The sequence below is a fragment of the Pseudomonas sp. B611 genome (genome assembly GCF_055407965.1).
This window is the reverse complement of the sequence record NZ_JBUZST010000022.1, coordinates 24,552-38,849: the sequence shown is the minus strand read 5'-3', so window position 1 is coordinate 38,849 and position 14,298 is coordinate 24,552. Positions and strand designations below refer to the sequence as shown.

Below are 14,298 nucleotides of genomic sequence, written 5' to 3'. Positions count from 1 at the left end.
GTGACCTGGCGTTCAGTGTTCCAGGTTACCGAATATGGCGCAGCGGACGGGACTCGAACCCGCGACCCCCGGCGTGACAGGCCGGTATTCTAACCGACTGAACTACCGCTGCGCGTAACACTTGAAGCGAATGGTGGGTGATGACGGGATCGAACCGCCGACCCTCTGCTTGTAAGGCAGATGCTCTCCCAGCTGAGCTAATCACCCTTCGTTTCGGTGTGGGCGCATCTTACACCAAAAATCCGCAATGTCTTGTTTTATATGCAATTTATTTGAAATATTTTTCGGCAGGCGGCGCAAACCCCGTAAATACGGGCTTTTCACCCCACAAACGCGAGTCTATTGCGTTTACCCGACACTTGGCCGCACAATTAAAAACCATTCTCAATAACGCTTGAGCCACGCCTATGTCTGTGGGTGAACCGCCCTTCCAACGGGAAATAACCGCGCTCTACAGCGAGCATCACGGCTGGCTGCTGGCGTGGCTGCGGCGCAAATTGGGCTGCCGGCAGAACGCGGCGGACCTGGCGCAGGACACGTTCGCCCGTATCCTCAACGCCCGCGAGTCGGTGGCAAGCATTCGCGAACCCCGGGCGTACTTGAGCACCACGGCGCGGCGCCTGCTCATCGACCAGGCCCGGCGCAAGCAGATCGAAAATGCCTACCTGCAAGAGTTGGCGCTGACGGTGGACGCCCTTGAAGGCTTCCAGTCGCCGGAGCAGATCCACACCACCCTAGAAGCCCTGGAACAGATCGCGTTTATCCTCGAAGGCATGCACGTCTATTCGCGCCAGGCCTTCGTGCTGTATTACCTCGAAGAACTGACCCAACAACAGATCGCCCGCCAGCTCAAGCTGTCGGAACGCACCGTGCGCAAGTACCTGATCCAGGCGCTTGTGCATTGCGGCCACAGCCTGGACACCTGAGCGCACATGCACGACGCCCGCCAACAGATCGAAGAACAAGCCGCCGAATGGCTGCTGCGCCTGCACGAAGGTGAGCTGAGCGAAGCCCAGCGCCTGGCGTTCGAATGCTGGAAGCAACAAGGCCCGCACTACGCCGCAGCCGCCGCACGCATGGAAGAAGTGATTGCGCGCATGCAGGCCCTGCGCGATAAAAAATCACCGGCGCGGGCCGCCTTGAATGCCGCGTTTTCGCAGCAGAAATCCCACCGTCGCAAGCGCGCCGTACGCGCCCTGCTGCTGGCGTGCAGCCTGGCGATTCCAGCCGCGGCGCTGCTCATCAGCCCGTATCCGCAACAATGGATGGCCGATGTGCGCAATGGCCCCGGCCAGTGGCAAACCCTGCAACTGGCGGACGGCTCGACATTGACCCTCAATGGCATCAGCGCGGCAAACCTGCATTTCGACAGCAGGCAGCGCCGCATAGACTTGCTGCAGGGCGAGATCCTGGTGGAGGTGGCCCACGACAGCACGCGGCCGTTTATCGTGCAGACCGCCCAAGGCACCTTGCGCGCACTGGGCACGCGATTTGTGGTCAAGCGTGAAGGCGATGTCACCGTGCTGAGCATGTTGCAATCGCGCGTGGCGGCACAGAGCGCGAATGCCCAGCAGACCCTGGAAGTCGATGCCGGCTCTCGGGCGCTGGTCAGCACCCATGGCGTGCAACTGGCCGGCAGCATCGACCCCGCCAGCATCAACGAAGCCTGGCGCCGCCATCAGTTGGTGGTGGAAAACCGGCCATTGCCCGAGGTGCTGGATGAGATCGCCCGCCACCGCAGCGGTCGTGTGCAGTTCGATCGTGCTGCGCTGCAAAGCCTGCGCGTATCGGCGGTCATTCCCTTGGACGACAGTGATCACGCCCTACAGCTACTCGCGCAAACCTTACCGATCAGGGTCAGAAGTTTTACCCCCTGGCTGATCCTCGTGGACCCAGACGACAGCGCCAATAAATAATTATTCGCATTTGCTTCCGGTTTTCTCGCAGTTGCCCGTCAAGAGAGGTAATTCGACACGTAAAGGATTGCCTTCACCATGCACACCCCTTCCTACCCGCGTGGGCGCTTTGGCCTACTGAAACTCGCGCCACTGTCCCTGGCCATGCTCACCGCCACGGCGCTGAGCATCAGCCCGGCGTACGCGGACAGCGTCAACGTCGCCGCCCAGGCCTACGACATCCCGGCCGGGCCGCTGGGCAGCTCGCTCAATCGCTTTGCGCAACAAGCCGGCGTAGCCATCGTGTTCCAGTCCCACGAACTGGAAGGTCTCAACGGCCCTGGCCTCAAGGGCAGCTACGGCATCCAGGATGGTTTCGACCGGCTGTTGCTGGGCAGCGGGTATCGCGCGGTAAAGGGTGACCAGGTCTACGCCCTGCAACCGGCGCCCATCGCCAGCGATGGCAGCATGGAACTGAGCCCGACCCAAGTCAGCGCCACCCAACTGGGCAATATCACCGAAGGCACGGGTTCCTACACCCCTGGCACGCTCGCGACCTCCACCCGCCTGGTACTGACCCCCAAGGAAACCCCGCAGTCGGTCTCCGTGGTCACCCGCCAGCACATGGATGATTTCGGCCTGACCAATGTGGACGACGTGATGCGCCATACGCCCGGCATCACCGTATCGGCCTTCGATACCGAGCGCAGCAACTACTATGCACGCGGCTTTTCGATCAATAACTTCCAATACGACGGCATCCCTTCCACCGCGCGCAACGTCGCCTATTCGGCGGGCAACACCCTGAGCGACATGGCGATCTACGACCGCGTCGAAGTGCTCAAGGGCGCCACCGGCCTGCTCACCGGCGCCGGTTCCCTCGGCGCGACGATCAACCTGGTGCGCAAGAAACCCACCGCCGACTTCCAGGGCCACGCCACCCTTGGCGCCGGCTCGTGGGACAACTACCGCAGTGAACTGGACGTCAGCGGCCCGCTGACCGACAGCGGCAACGTGCGCGGCCGGGCCGTAGCGGCCTACCAGGACAAGCATTCGTTCATGGACCACTACTCACGCAAGAGCCCGACGTACTACGGCATCATGGAGTTCGACCTGTCGCCTGACACCCTGCTGACCGTAGGCGGCGATTACCAGGACACGTTGCCAAAAGGCTCGTCCTGGTCAGGCAGCTTTCCGCTGATCAACTCCCAAGGCAATCGCAACAGCGTCAAGCGCTCGTTCAACGACGCCGCCGAGTGGAGCAGTTGGGAGCAATACACCCGCACCGTGTTTGCCATGCTCGAACATGATCTGGGCAATGGCTGGGTAAGCAAGCTGCAACTGGACCACAAGATCAACGGCTACCACGCCTTGATGGGCTCGATCCAGGGCGACCAGCCGCAGCCGGATGGCACCGCGCAATTGACCTCGGGCAAATACACCGGGGAAACCGTCAGCGACTCCGCCGACCTGTATGTCAGCGGCCCGTTCAGCCTCGGCGGGCGTGAACATGAACTGGTGCTGGGCGGCTCGATCAGCGCTTCGGAATGGAAAGGCAAAGGCTATTGGAACCTGGCCCCCAATATCGTCGACTTCAACAACTGGCACGGCCACGCAACGATGCCGGACTGGGGCAAGGCGCAATCACTGATCGACGACACCGTGCGCCAGACCGGCGCGTACGCGACCACGCGCCTGAACCTCGCCGACGACCTCAAGGTGTTGCTCGGCGCGCGCCTGGTCAACTATCAGGTCACCGGCTACAACCCCAGCTATCGCGAGTCCGGGCGCGTGGTGCCGTATGTCGGCGCGGTCTACGACCTGAACGAGACCTACGCGCTGTACGCCAGCTACACCGATATCTTCATGCCGCAGGAAAACTACAACCGCGACCGCGACAACAAGCTGCTGGAACCGGATGAAGGCCAGAACTGGGAGCTGGGGGTCAAGGCCGACTATCTCGACGGTCGAGTGAATGCCAGCGCCGCCTACTTTGAGATCCACGAGTCCAACCGCGCGCTGTCAGACGATGAGTACAACAACCTCAAGCCCACACCGAACAACTATGCCTATAAGAGCAGCAAGGCGGTGACCAAAGGTTATGAAGTGGAGATGTCCGGCGAGATCGCGCCTGGCTGGCAGCTGCAGGCCGGCTACACCCACAAGATTGTGCGCGACGACAAGGGCGTGAAGATCTCCACCTTCGAGCCGGAAGACCAGGTCAAGCTGTACACCACCTACAAACTCAAGGGCGACCTGGACAAGCTGACCGTCGGCGGCGGCGTGCGCTGGCAGAGCGTGGGTTGGCAGGACATCTACAACAGCCCGCGTGGCGGCTATGAAGAGTTTTCCCAAGAGGCGTATTGGCTGGTGGATCTGATGAGCAAATATCAGATCAGCAAGAACCTGTCGGCGACGTTGAACGTCAACAATATCTTCGACAAGAGCTACTACACCAATATCGGCTTCTATAACTCCGCTGCCTACGGTGAGCCACGCAACGTCATGGTCACCACCCGCTGGGATTTCTAAACACCAACAGCTCCCCGGTGCCTGATCGTTCCCACGCTCTGCGTGGGAACGCATCTATGGACGCTCCGCGTCCCGCCCGACAGCGCCACACGCAAGCCCTGCACAATGGTGACGCAGAGCGTCACAAGGGGCATTCCCACGCAGAGCGTGGGAACGATCATAAATCGCAGACGAAAAAAAACCCGCTCAATGAGCGGGCTTTCTGTGGTGACCTGGCGTTCAGTGTTCCAGGTTACCGAATATGGCGCAGCGGACGGGACTCGAACCCGCGACCCCCGGCGTGACAGGCCGGTATTCTAACCGACTGAACTACCGCTGCGCGTAACACATGAGGCGAATGGTGGGTGATGACGGGATCGAACCGCCGACCCTCTGCTTGTAAGGCAGATGCTCTCCCAGCTGAGCTAATCACCCTTCGTCTCGGTGTGGCGCGCATTCTACGGAGCGACCCAAGGTCTGGCAAGCACTTTCTTAAATCTTTTTTTTGAGGCCTTCCAATGGCTTAGGCAGGGTTGGCCTCAGACGCTATCAAGACAATAATGCCCGCCTTTGTATAAAGGAGAGACTCACCCCATGTGGTTCAAGAACCTGCTTATCTATCGCCTGACCCAAGATCTGCCTGTTGATGCCGAGGCGTTGGAAACTGCAATGGCCACCAAACTGGCGCGCCCTTGTGCAAGCCAGGAGTTGACCACTTACGGTTTCGTCGCGCCTTTTGGTAAAGGTGAAGACGCTCCCCTGGTCCATGTCAGCGGTGACTTCCTGCTGATCGCCGCGCGCAAGGAAGAACGCATCCTGCCGGGCAGCGTGGTGCGTGATGCACTGAAAGAGAAGGTCGAAGAGATCGAGGCCGAGCAAATGCGCAAGGTCTACAAGAAGGAACGCGACCAGCTCAAGGATGAAATCATCCAGGCCTTCCTGCCACGTGCCTTTATTCGTCGCTCGTCGACCTTCGCTGCCATCGCGCCAAAACAGGGCCTGATCCTGGTGAACTCGGCCAGCCCGAAACGCGCCGAAGACCTGCTCTCCACCCTGCGCGAAGTGATCGGCACCCTGCCGGTGCGCCCGCTCACCGTGAAAACCGCGCCAACCGCGATCATGACCGACTGGGTCACCACCCAGAAACCGGCCGATGACTTCTTCGTCCTCGACGAATGCGAGCTGCGCGACACCCACGAAGACGGCGGCATCGTGCGCTGCAAGCGCCAGGACCTGACCGGCGAAGAGATCCAGCTGCACCTGACCACCGGCAAAGTCGTCACCCAACTGTCCCTGGCCTGGCAGGACAAACTGTCCTTCATGCTCGACGACAAGATGACCGTCAAGCGCCTGAAGTTCGAAGACCTGCTGCAAGACCAGGCCGAACAGGACGGCGGCGACGAGGCCCTGGGCCAACTGGATGCGAGCTTCACCCTGATGATGCTGACGTTTTGCGAGTTCATTCCGGCGCTGGTTGAAGCATTGGGCGGTGAAGAGACCCCGCAGGGCATCTAAGCCATGTGAAGATTAAAAAGTGTGGGAGCGGGCTTGCTCGCGAAAGCGGAGTGTCAGTCACTGAATCTGTTACTGAACCACCGCATTCGCGAGCAAGCCCGCTCCCACATTCGATTGGGTTTCCAAGCAACATCAGCACTACCGACTTTAACTAATAACAAGGACACCCCATGCGCGCACTCGCCGCCCTGAGCCGCTTCGTCGGCAACACTTTCGCCTACTGGGTGCTGATTTTCGCGGTGCTCGCCTTCTTAGAACCCAGCTGGTTCATCGGCCTGAAAACCGCCATCGTGCCGCTGCTGGGCCTGGTGATGTTCGGCATGGGGCTGACCCTCAAGATTGATGACTTCGCCGAAGTCGCCCGCCATCCGTGGCGCGTGGCATTGGGCGTGGTCGCGCACTTCGTGATCATGCCCGGCGTGGCCTGGTTGCTGTGCCAGGCCTTCCACCTGCCGCCGGAAATTGCCGTCGGCGTGATCCTGGTCGGTTGCTGCCCAAGCGGCACTTCGTCCAACGTCATGACCTGGCTGGCCCGTGGCGACCTGGCGCTGTCGGTGGCCATCGCCGCCGTCACCACCCTCCTCGCCCCTCTGCTCACGCCGGCGCTGATCTGGCTGCTGGCCTCGGCCTGGTTGCCGGTATCGTTCATGGAGCTGTTCTGGTCGATCCTGCAAGTGGTGCTGCTGCCGATCGTGCTCGGCGTAGTGGCCCAGCGTGTGCTCGGCGAGCGCGTACGCCATGCGGTGGACGTGCTGCCGCTGGTGTCGGTGGTCAGCATCGTGATCATCGTCGCGGCGGTGGTTGCCGCGAGCCAGGCGAAAATCGCCGAGTCGGGCCTGCTGATCATGGCCGTGGTCATGTTGCACAATAGCTTCGGCTACCTGCTGGGCTACTTCACCGGCCGCGTGTTCAAGCTGCCATTGGCACAGCGCAAGTCGCTGGCGCTGGAAGTCGGCATGCAGAACTCCGGCCTGGGCGCCGCATTGGCCAGTGCGCACTTCTCGCCGTTGGCGGCGGTGCCGAGTGCGCTGTTCAGCGTGTGGCACAACATTTCCGGGGCGTTGCTGTCGACTTACTTCCGCCGCATGAGCGAAAAGGAAGACCGTCGCCTATTGGAAAATACCCCGCAAACTTGATCGCCGGATGATTGTTCGGCACTCTAGCGAGCTTCGCGGGGACGACCCCGCGACGCTCTCAAGCGCCTAATCCGGGGACGACCCCACGTCTATAGAGAGGGTCAGCATGTCCTGGATCATTCTGTTTTTTGCCGGATTGTTTGAAGTAGGCTGGGCCGTCGGCCTGAAATACACCGACGGGTTCAGCAAGCCGCTGCCCACCGCGCTGACGATTGCCGCCATGGCGGTCAGCCTGGGCCTGCTGGGGCTGGCCATGAAGGAACTGCCGCTGGGCACTGCCTATGCGATCTGGACTGGAGTGGGTGCCGTGGGCACGGTGATTGCCGGGATTATCCTGTTTGGGGAATCCATGGCGCTGTTTCGGTTGGCCAGTGTGGCCCTGATCATCTGCGGGCTGGTTGGGCTTAAGGTCAGCACCTAGCGCCCAACCGAATAACGCGGGAAGGTCAATTGAAAGCAACCACCTTCCCCGCGAGCACGGCATCAACTCGATGCCGTGCTGTTTTCAGCGCTGGTCCACGTCGAAATACCGCGTACGTAATGGCCGCCCCATCTCCTTGTGCAGCGCGTTTTCGTTGACCGGTGAAGGGTTGGTGCTAGTCGGCGGAGTCTTGGGGTCACCGTCGAAATCATATGGCTTACCGTCGGTGGGCAAGCCGACAGCCTGCCGCTCCAGATTGTCTTCGTAGTGAGGTCGGTCAGGATCGCTGGGGTCCGGACCAACGTAGGTCTTGCCCGGAATAAACGTACCACTGGCACCATTGTAGGCATGCGCCATCTCGTGGTAGAGCGTGTTGATCGGGGGACGTTTGTAGTCTTCCTGAATGAACGAGCGATCGTAAGTCAGCACCGAGTTTTCAGCCGGCTTCCCAGGCTGGTTATCCGTCACAAAGCCATGAGCAGCATCCTGGCGCTCGCGGGATTCAGGGCTCTCGAACTCCAATTCCCGGCGCCGGTACTCATAAAAGTTACCCTGGTGGCCTTCGATAATCGTGACCGGTGCGGCCGCCTTGTCCATTTCCTCTAGCATCTGCTGGCCTACCGGAGAGCCTCTAAGCATTTCCAGATCGGCTTCGACACGCGCCTTGAACTGCGGCGTACCGTCAATGACAAAGCCCTTGCGCCCCGCATCACTGGGCTTAACCTCAACATACGTGGATTTTTCGGTACGGGTTATATGGTCTTCCTTTTTCCCGTATGTGATATCCAGATCGCTTTTCGAGGTGACAGTAGCCTGGCTCTTGCCCGTGTAAAACACATTGGGCCCGCTTCCACCCTCCATGGCACTCTCCCCACGCAAGGCAACCATAGTGTTATGGCCATTTCCGCCACGAAACCGGTTTCGGTCACCCGCCCCGAGCATATAACTACCGCCATCACCGGCTTGAAAATCATTGCTCTCTTTGCCTATCCCGTACATGACGCTGTAGCCGCTGCCGCCCTTGAATTTGTTATTGCCGCCATGATCCTCCACGTAACCTACGCCAGAGCCCAGTTGGATATCGTCATTGCCTGTGCCAGAAAATACACGGGAGCTGCCACTCCCCGCGCGGAAGAAATTGTTGCCATTCCCCAAATCGACAATTGTTTCCAGCTTGACGTTATCTGCGACAACCACAGTGTCGGCACCTTCCTGGGTCTCCATCACTAACTTTTTCCCAGCCCCGCCATCACTGGAGATCGGAACGTCATAGCATTTACCGTTGATCTCGACACTTAGCCCTCCGTCAGCTGACCGCTTCAAGTCGACTTTGTCCGCACCGTTGCCCGTCTTGATAAAGAGCACTTCCTCCCGCGGCTGCTGCGATCTCGGGCCTCCACCCGTGACCTGAAGTTCTATTTCAACCTGTCCATCCTTGAATGGCTGATTGGCAGAAATCTTGATTGGGGCGCCGCCATTTACGACTGACGTTTTGGGATCATTGGAAAAAGGTGCCAACGGCGTCGACGAGGACGCCTGAAGCTGGCTATTTGATATTTGCCTGTTCATCCGAGAAATCCTTAAGAAAGAGATAACCGCGATGAGTGTGTGGAGGCTGCAAGAATTTGGTTCCGCAGGCTGAATGAAAACCTACAGGAAGTGAGTGCTACCGAGAACTATCCCACAACACAGGATGAGTTAAACGCCGCCCCTACTCTCACTTCCCGCGCAGATTAACGAATGCTTCCGCGCAAACGACCAACAACCCCTTGCAACAACTGGGGCGTCGCCGTCTCGAAGGGTACCGCTTCCCCCGCCACCAACACCACCCGCGACCAGATCCGGTGAAACAACCCTTTCTTCGGATCGCGACTGAAAAAACTCCCCCACAACCCCTGCAACGCCATGGGAATCACCGGCACCGGTGTCTCTTCCAGAATCCGCGTCACCCCACCGCGAAACTCGTTCATCTCGCCATCGGCCGTCAACTTGCCCTCCGGAAAGATGCACACCAGTTCGCCGTCCTTCAGATACTGCGCAATACGGGTGAAGGCCTTTTCGTAGATCTGAATATCTTCATGACGCCCGGCAATCGGAATAGCCCCGGCTGTGCGGAAGATAAAATTCAGCACCGGCAAGCGGTAGATCTTGTAGTACATGACAAAGCGAATCGGCCGACGCACCGCACCGCCAATCAGCAGTGCATCGACAAACGACACGTGGTTGCACACCAGCAACGCCGCGCCTTCATCAGGAATCGCTTCCAGGTTGCGATGCTCCACGCGGTACATGGAATGGCTGAGCAGCCAGATCATGAAGCGCATGGTGAACTCGGGGACGATCCTGAAGATGTAGGTATTCACCGCGATATTGAGCAGCGACACCACCAGGAACAACTCGGGGATCGACAGCTTGGCCACGCTGAGCAGCAGGATCGAGACGACGGCCGACACCACCATGAACAGCGCGTTGAGGATGTTATTGGCCGCGATTACCCGCGCGCGCTCGTTCTCGGCGGTACGCGACTGGATCAGCGCATACAGCGGCACGATATAGAAGCCGCCGAACACCCCCAGCCCGAGGATATCGAACAACACCCACCAGGCCTGGCCGTAGCTGAGCACGGCCAGCCAATCGTTGGCCTGCACGTTCTGCGGGAAACCACCGGAGTGCCACCACAGCAGCAGGCCAAACACCGTCAGGCCGAATGAACCGAACGGCACCAAGCCGATTTCCACCTTACGCCCGGAGAGTTTCTCGCAGAGCATCGAGCCAAGGGCGATGCCCACCGAAAATACGGTGAGAATCAGCGTCACCACGGTTTCGTCGCCGTACAACCACTCCTTGGCGTAGGCCGGGATCTGCGTCAGATAAATCGCACCCACAAACCAGAACCACGAGTTGCCGACAATGGAACGCGAAACGGCTGGCGTCTGCCCCAGGCCCAGGCGCAAGGTGGCCCAGGATTCGCTGAAGATATTCCAGTTCAAACGCAGCCCCGGGGTAGACGCCGCCGCCCGCGGAATACTGCGGCTGGCGAGGTAACCCAGCACGGCCACGCCGACAATCGCCACCGCCACCACCGGCGCGTAATGGGTCGACGACATCATGATCCCAGCGCCAATCGTACCGGCGAGGATCGCCAGGAACGTGCCCATTTCCACCAGGCCGTTGCCGCCCACCAGCTCATCTTCGTGCAAGGCCTGGGGCATGATCGAGTACTTCACCGGGCCGAACAGCGCCGAGTGGGTGCCCATGGCAAACAGTGCCAGCAGCATCAGCTCCAGGTGGTTGGTGAGGAAACCCGTGGCGCCCACGGCCATGATCACGATCTCGCCGATCTTGATCGCGCGGATCAGCGCGTCCTTGTTGAATTTCTCGCCAAACTGCCCGGCCAGCGCCGAGAACAGGAAGAACGGCAGGATAAACAGCAATGCGCACAGGTTGACCCAGATCGAGCGGTCACCGTCGATGGTCAACTTATAGAGAATGGCAAGGATCAGCGATTGCTTGAAGATGTTGTCGTTGAAGGCGCCCAGCAACTGGGTAATGAAAAACGGCAGGAAGCGCCGTGTGCGCAGCAAGGTGAATTGCGAGGGGTGGCTCATCGTCCGTGTTCCTGCGTGGCCTGTTTTTTTGTAAAAGCATTCAGGCCACGACTTTACCTAATCCGGCTTACTTATTCGCTAGTCCTGCAATACACGGCGAAACAAAAAGCTCACCTTTATAGGCCCCCTGCACGGTGCGCTTGGCGACGATCACCCACATCAGCGCCAATGCCAGCACCAGCACGCTGCCAAACACACTGAAGAACCCCAGGTGCAACAGGCTCGCCAGCTTCAACGTGGCCAGGGCATACACCCCCAGCGGAAAGGTAAACCCCCACCAGCCAAGGTTGAACGGGATTCCGGCACGCAGGTAACGCAGGGTGATCAGCACCGCGATCAGCATCCACCACAAGCCGAAGCCCCACAGGGTAATGCCGGCCACCAGGCCCAGGCCGTTGGCCATTTCGCCGACGCCGGGCAGGCCATTGGCGGCAAAGATTGCGGGTGCATCGCCGCCGAGCAGCAACATGCCCAGGGCACCGGTGCCGATGGGGCCAAGGGCCAGCCAGCTCGACGCGGCCATATTGGCGTGGGGCAGTTTATGCAAGGCCATGCGCAGCATCAGGATGGTCAGGATGCTGAACGCCACCGGCAGGGAAAACGCCCACAGCACGTAGCTGGTCACCAGCATGATCAATTGCGCGTGGGCATCCGCCAGATGCGGCGCCAGCAAGCCGCCACTGGCAGCGGCGACTTCGGCGGCCACCACCGGCAACAGCCACACGGCGGTCATCTGGTCGATGCTGTGTTCCTGGCGGGTAAACATCATGAACGGGATCAGCACGCCGCAGGCCAGGGCCATCGCCACGTCGAGCCACCACAGGGCTTCAGCCAGCGGGATCACATCGCTGCCCCAGCGCGGCAAGCCGAACAGCAACAAGCCATTGAGGATGGTCGCCAGCCCCATGGGGATGGTGCCGAAGAACATCGACACCGTGGAGTGCCCGAAAATCCGCCGCGCCTCGTGGAAGAACATCACCCAACGGGCGGCGTACAACACGCTGAACAGTACAAACAGGCCAATGGTGAAAAACCACAGCGCTTCAGCGATGGCCTGCACACCCGGCAGATTGACCGGCAATTGCGCCAGGGCCAGCGCCAGCACGCCGGTGCCCATGGTCGCGGCAAACCAGTTGGGGGTGAACTGGCGAATCACTTCCCGGGGCCGGGTCAGGTGACTGAAGGGTTTGTAACTGATGGTATTCGAGCAAGTCATGATGGCAATCCTCCTCCTCGCATGAGGTTGAGGCCATGGTAGAACCGAATCGAATATCTATATAACGGGTAATTTCTCTAACTGTTATCTGTTTTACCTATAAGCGAACCACGCGATCCCTGCATCAGCAAACCGACCAGGGCACTCAGGGCCAGCAAGATCAGCACAACGCCGTAGCCGTCGGTGGTGGCGATCAGGCCGAAACTGCGGATCAGATTGCCCGCCAGCAGCGACGGCAGGCAGAACGCCAGGTAACTCAACACATAAAACGCCGACATCAAACCGGCCCGTTCATGGGGCAGCGCCAGGGGCACCACGCTGCGCAAGGCGCCGAGGAAGCCTGCGCCAAATCCACTGCCCGCAATCAACGTGGCGATGAAAAACAACGGCAGGCTGGCGCTGTGCACCGCCGTGAGGATCAACGCCACGCCGACAGCCAGCAGGCCTGCACCTAAGCGCAAGACCTTGTCGGCCGGGCGATTGCGCAGGCTGAAAATCATCAGCGCGCCACTCAACGTCAGCACCGCCACCAGCCCGCCACCGATCAGATTGGACGTGGAACCCGTCGCCGCCCGCACCAGCGACGGCGCCAGCGACAGATAGAACCCGCCCATGGCCCACACCGCCACGTCCACCGGCAACGATAGCCATAACGCCCGCCGCGCTTGAGGCGGCACATGCAAGGTCGGGCGCAACGAAGCCAGCGCGCCGGGAATGCGGCTGACGGTTTCCGGCAAACGCCACACGTATATCGCCTGTACCAACATCAACGCGAACAGCGTCCAGTAGATCAACTGCGTCGGCAGCGGTGCGAACTCCACCAGCAGGCTGCTGCCCATCGCCCCACACGCCATGCCCAGCAAAGGCGCCACGCTGTTGACCAGCGGACCCTGCTGGCGGTCGGTGTCGAGCAATGCCGCGCCGAGGACCGCAGTGGCCATGCCGGTGGCGAAGCCTTGCAAGGTGCGCGCAGCGATCAGCCAGGCCACGCTGCCTTCATTGATAAACAGCAACATCGCCAGCATATCCAGGACCAGCGCGGCAAAAATCACCGGCTTGCGCCCCAGGTGGTCCGACAGCGAACCCACGGTCAACAGCGCTGCCAGCAGGCTGATGGCGTAGACACCGAAGATCAGCGTGAGCATGCCTGCGGAAAAATGCAGGCCTTCCTGATACAGGTGATACAACGGCGTCGGCGCGCTGGAAGCGGCGAGAAACGTCAGCAAGGTGAACGCCAGGAACACCAGGCTGGAACGATGAGTAGTGTGGCTGGACATGGGCACGCTCCGCTAAAGCTAATATTTTGCTTTTGCGGAGTGTGCTACTGGCCAGCGCTTAAAGCAAATTCTTTGTGTTAAGGTCGCAAACATGGCGATAAAAGAAGGCCTCCGCCCGGGGGGCCGTAGTGCCCGGGTCCAGGAATCCGTCCATTCGGCGGTGCGCGAACTGCTGGAAGCCCACGAGCGCTCCAGCGTGACCGTGCCCATGATTGCCGCGCGCGCAGGCGTCACGCCGTCCACCATTTACCGGCGCTGGGGCGACCTGTCCGCACTGCTGGCCGACGTAGCCCTCGCGCGTATGCGCCCCGACAGCGAGCCGGCCGATACCGGCAGCCTGCGCGGCGACCTGCAAGCCTGGGCCGAGCAGTATCTGGATGAGATGAGCTCAGAGCCGGGACGCAACATGATGCGCGACGTGCAATGCAGCCAGACGCCGGGGTATTGCGTGGCGCTGATTGGTGGGCAGTTGCAGGTGATTGTGGATCGTTATCCCGACAGCCCGGCGCCCAGTGTGGAACGGCTGATCAACCTGCTGGCGGCGCCGACGGTGTTCAGGATTCTTTTTGCGAATGCGCCGTTGCAGGTGGAAGAATTGCATGCGCTGATCGAACTGGCGCTGAAGTCGTAAGCTCTTGCACAAAACAAAATGTGGGAGCGGGCTTGCTCGCGAATGCGCCGTGTCAGTCACCAGATACCTTGACTGATACACCGTCTTC

At 60.3% G+C, this 14,298-nt stretch carries 11 protein-coding genes and 4 tRNA genes; 7 read left to right on the top strand and 8 right to left on the bottom strand.

Translation table 11 applies throughout. The features are described from left to right. Positions 1 to 35: 35 nt before the first annotated feature. Positions 36 to 112, bottom strand: a tRNA-Asp gene (locus ACZRMO_RS27125). A 19-nt stretch (positions 113 to 131) separates the two neighbouring features. Continuing rightward, positions 132 to 207, bottom strand: a tRNA-Val gene (locus ACZRMO_RS27120). Positions 208 to 407: 200 nt separating this feature from the next. Here ACZRMO_RS27120 and ACZRMO_RS27115 point away from each other — a divergent pair. The 3 genes from ACZRMO_RS27115 to ACZRMO_RS27105 all read left to right on the top strand — a co-directional run bounded on the left by ACZRMO_RS27115 (position 408) and on the right by ACZRMO_RS27105 (position 4,427). Then, positions 408 to 926, top strand: coding sequence for a sigma-70 family RNA polymerase sigma factor (locus ACZRMO_RS27115; protein ID WP_463974886.1), 519 nt, complete (start codon positions 408 to 410; stop codon positions 924 to 926). Positions 927 to 932: 6 nt separating this feature from the next. Continuing rightward, positions 933 to 1,916 carry a FecR family protein gene (locus tag ACZRMO_RS27110; RefSeq protein WP_463974885.1) on the top strand — a complete coding sequence of 328 codons (984 nt, stop codon included), beginning with the start codon at positions 933 to 935 and terminating at the stop codon, positions 1,914 to 1,916. 78 nt (positions 1,917 to 1,994) lie between these two features. After that, complete coding sequence (locus ACZRMO_RS27105) at positions 1,995 to 4,427, top strand: TonB-dependent siderophore receptor (RefSeq protein ID WP_463974884.1); 2,433 nt, start codon at positions 1,995 to 1,997, stop codon at positions 4,425 to 4,427. A gap of 242 nt (positions 4,428 to 4,669) precedes the next feature. Here ACZRMO_RS27105 and ACZRMO_RS27100 read toward each other — a convergent pair. Continuing rightward, positions 4,670 to 4,746: transfer RNA gene (locus ACZRMO_RS27100), tRNA-Asp, on the bottom strand. 19 nt (positions 4,747 to 4,765) lie between these two features. Beyond that, positions 4,766 to 4,841, bottom strand: a tRNA-Val gene (locus ACZRMO_RS27095). A gap of 159 nt (positions 4,842 to 5,000) precedes the next feature. On the opposite strand from ACZRMO_RS27095, the gene rdgC reads away from it, so the two are divergent. From rdgC to sugE, 3 genes are all read left to right on the top strand, one after another. Beyond that, a complete protein-coding gene (rdgC, locus tag ACZRMO_RS27090) occupies positions 5,001 to 5,921 on the top strand; it encodes a recombination-associated protein RdgC (protein ID WP_463974883.1) in 921 nt (306 codons plus the stop codon). 170 nt (positions 5,922 to 6,091) lie between these two features. Continuing rightward, the gene (locus tag ACZRMO_RS27085) at positions 6,092 to 7,057 is read left to right on the top strand and encodes a bile acid:sodium symporter family protein (RefSeq protein WP_463974882.1); all 966 of its coding nucleotides are present in this window, start codon (positions 6,092 to 6,094) and stop codon (positions 7,055 to 7,057) included. 106 nt (positions 7,058 to 7,163) lie between these two features. After that, positions 7,164 to 7,478, top strand: a complete 315-nt coding sequence (gene sugE / locus ACZRMO_RS27080) for a quaternary ammonium compound efflux SMR transporter SugE (protein WP_463974881.1) — start codon at positions 7,164 to 7,166, stop codon at positions 7,476 to 7,478. An 84-nt stretch (positions 7,479 to 7,562) separates the two neighbouring features. Here the strand turns inward: sugE and ACZRMO_RS27075 are convergent, their stop codons facing one another. The 4 genes from ACZRMO_RS27075 to ACZRMO_RS27060 all read right to left on the bottom strand — a co-directional run bounded on the left by ACZRMO_RS27075 (position 7,563) and on the right by ACZRMO_RS27060 (position 13,579). Then, positions 7,563 to 9,047 (bottom strand): type III secretion system effector protein, encoded by a 1,485-nt coding sequence (locus ACZRMO_RS27075; RefSeq protein WP_463974880.1) that lies wholly within the window; start codon positions 9,045 to 9,047, stop codon positions 7,563 to 7,565. Positions 9,048 to 9,211: 164 nt separating this feature from the next. Further along, positions 9,212 to 11,086: an MFS transporter gene (locus ACZRMO_RS27070; RefSeq protein ID WP_463974879.1), complete on the bottom strand. Its 1,875-nt coding sequence runs from the start codon at positions 11,084 to 11,086 to the stop codon at positions 9,212 to 9,214. Between the two features lie 67 nt (positions 11,087 to 11,153). After that, positions 11,154 to 12,302, bottom strand: a complete 1,149-nt coding sequence (locus tag ACZRMO_RS27065) for a TDT family transporter (protein ID WP_463974878.1) — start codon at positions 12,300 to 12,302, stop codon at positions 11,154 to 11,156. 77 nt (positions 12,303 to 12,379) lie between these two features. Continuing rightward, positions 12,380 to 13,579, bottom strand: coding sequence for an MFS transporter (locus tag ACZRMO_RS27060; RefSeq protein ID WP_463974877.1), 1,200 nt, complete (start codon positions 13,577 to 13,579; stop codon positions 12,380 to 12,382). A gap of 91 nt (positions 13,580 to 13,670) precedes the next feature. On the opposite strand from ACZRMO_RS27060, the gene ACZRMO_RS27055 reads away from it, so the two are divergent. Then, positions 13,671 to 14,210 carry a TetR/AcrR family transcriptional regulator gene (locus tag ACZRMO_RS27055; protein ID WP_463974876.1) on the top strand — a complete coding sequence of 180 codons (540 nt, stop codon included), beginning with the start codon at positions 13,671 to 13,673 and terminating at the stop codon, positions 14,208 to 14,210. Positions 14,211 to 14,298 lie beyond the last annotated feature (88 nt).